Source organism: Alteromonas sp. MTD1, assembly GCF_042848195.1.
GTDB lineage: Bacteria > Pseudomonadota > Gammaproteobacteria > Enterobacterales > Alteromonadaceae > Alteromonas.
This window is the reverse complement of record NZ_BTGG01000018.1, coordinates 1-1,775: the sequence shown is the minus strand read 5'-3', so window position 1 is coordinate 1,775 and position 1,775 is coordinate 1. Positions and strand designations below refer to the sequence as shown.

Here is a 1,775-nt window from a genome sequence, read left to right as displayed (position 1 = left end):
ACCCCACTAAGGGGCGATAATACATGGGCTAAAATTAGGAACGAAGTGACGCAGCCCATGTGTTAGCGTCCCAGCGAGCAGCGCGAGCGCCTTTAGTGTTTTGTTATATTTCAAAGCCGCTGGACTCTAATATTGCGATTTTTTCCAATACTTGTTCAATATAAAAATTGTCTAAACATTTAGACCACTTTTTAAAATGTTCAAGGTCTCCTAATGCTGCATCCACATTGAATAGCATATGATAAAAAGGTCCTTTAGGAGAGAAACACCAAGAGTCTTCTTTTGTAAGCGCCTCTTGTGCTGCCTCTAAGGTCGTAAACCTTTCAAAAAATGGGAATGCGATTTTTTCTATTGCGCTTTTAATTTTTATAGCGACGTCTTGAGAAGATTCCTCAATATTAACTTCCCAATTGCCATCGCCGGAGTAATCAAGTCCAAGCATAGAATTAACGTTCGGCGAATACTGTTGAATTTGGTATGGCATCGGGTGGGCATTCAGTGCCTTTTCAACTTTTCTCGCATTATCAAAATTTCTGCCAAAGTAGAAAGATACGTCTATTAAAGGAGACCATTTGTTTGACCCAGCTAAGACTATAACGTCGAAACCTGAGGCTCGTTTGCGTTTAAGCATTAACTTTGATTTATAGAATGTAAACTCATCTCCAAGTAAATCAGCAATTTCTTGTCCAAGTTTCTTTTTATAAGTATCAGCCGCCGACACGGACCCTCCTTGGAATATAACTTTTAAATAAGGGGCGCAGACGCGTGGGCTATAATGCGAAGCAGCCCACGTGTATGCGTCCCAGCCTGCGCAGCAGGCGACTTAATTTTTTTGTTATGTGGCACTTCTAAAAACTACCTTGATATACATTTGCGCTGAATATAAACCACTTGTTGTCTATAAAATGACAGACATACAAAGTGCGGAAGTCTATATTTGCATTGGCTGTGTTAACACGCCAAGCAATTGTAACTGCTACTTTGTCTTGTCCAAGTTGCTGCTCTTGCATAATTTTGAACTGAGCGCATTGATAGCCAAAGTTGCGCATAGATTCACAATTTAACGCAAACTTTTCAATAAGCGCTGGTCTATCCGTAAATGTTTGAGTACCGTCAGCGTCTGAAATAGCACAGGGAAGGCGATAAAGGCTCGCTATGACCTCTGAGTTAAAAGCGTTAAAAGCCTCTGTGTATTTTTTAAAAAGTTCTTCCATGCTTGATTGTTACTCCTGACACATAACACCCCAAGAAGGGGCAATTACACGCAGGCTATAATACGGAACGAAGTGACGGGAGCCTGCGTGTAATTGTCCCGCTTACTTGGCTTGTTAGATGCGTTGCAAATTAATGCACGCTGGCTTTTGAAAGCAAATTGAGCACAACAACCCCAGTTACAATTAACCCCATGCCAACAGCACCCCAAAGATCAAGTTTTTGCCCATGCATGAACCAAGCAACTAAAGTCACTAAAACTATTCCAAGCCCTGACCAAATTGCATATGCCATTCCAACAGGAATTGATTTGAGAGTGAGTGAAAGCAAATAAAACGCTGCACCATAACCAGCAACAACAAGTAACGAAGGAGCTAATTTAGTAAAACCCTCACTAGACTTCAGACTAGATGTTGCAATTACCTCACAAATGATAGCCGCGGATAAAAATATCCAGTTCTTCATAGCTTTCTCCAGTTTTTATATCTCGCGCAAGACTATACTAATATTCAAGAAATAAGCAGTCTTGTTCTTTCAAAAAAACTGTGAGCACATGAAGCATC

3 protein-coding genes are annotated in these 1,775 nt (G+C 40.7%); all 3 read right to left on the bottom strand.

Going from position 1 to position 1,775, the window contains the following annotated elements; all coding sequences use genetic code 11:
- Window positions 1-103 precede the first annotated feature (103 nt).
- Window positions 104-721 carry a hypothetical protein gene (locus ACGHAV_RS16910; protein WP_390383359.1) on the bottom strand — a complete coding sequence of 206 codons (618 nt, stop codon included), beginning with the start codon at window positions 719-721 and terminating at the stop codon, window positions 104-106.
- Window positions 722-848: 127 nt separating this feature from the next.
- Entirely contained in the window at window positions 849-1,214 is a 366-nt protein-coding gene (locus tag ACGHAV_RS16905) for a hypothetical protein (RefSeq protein ID WP_390383356.1), read from the bottom strand.
- Window positions 1,215-1,344: 130 nt separating this feature from the next.
- On the bottom strand, window positions 1,345-1,677 hold the full coding sequence (locus ACGHAV_RS16900; RefSeq protein WP_255051615.1) for a Qac family quaternary ammonium compound efflux SMR transporter: 333 nt from the start codon (window positions 1,675-1,677) through the stop codon (window positions 1,345-1,347).
- Window positions 1,678-1,775: the final 98 nt, after the last annotated feature.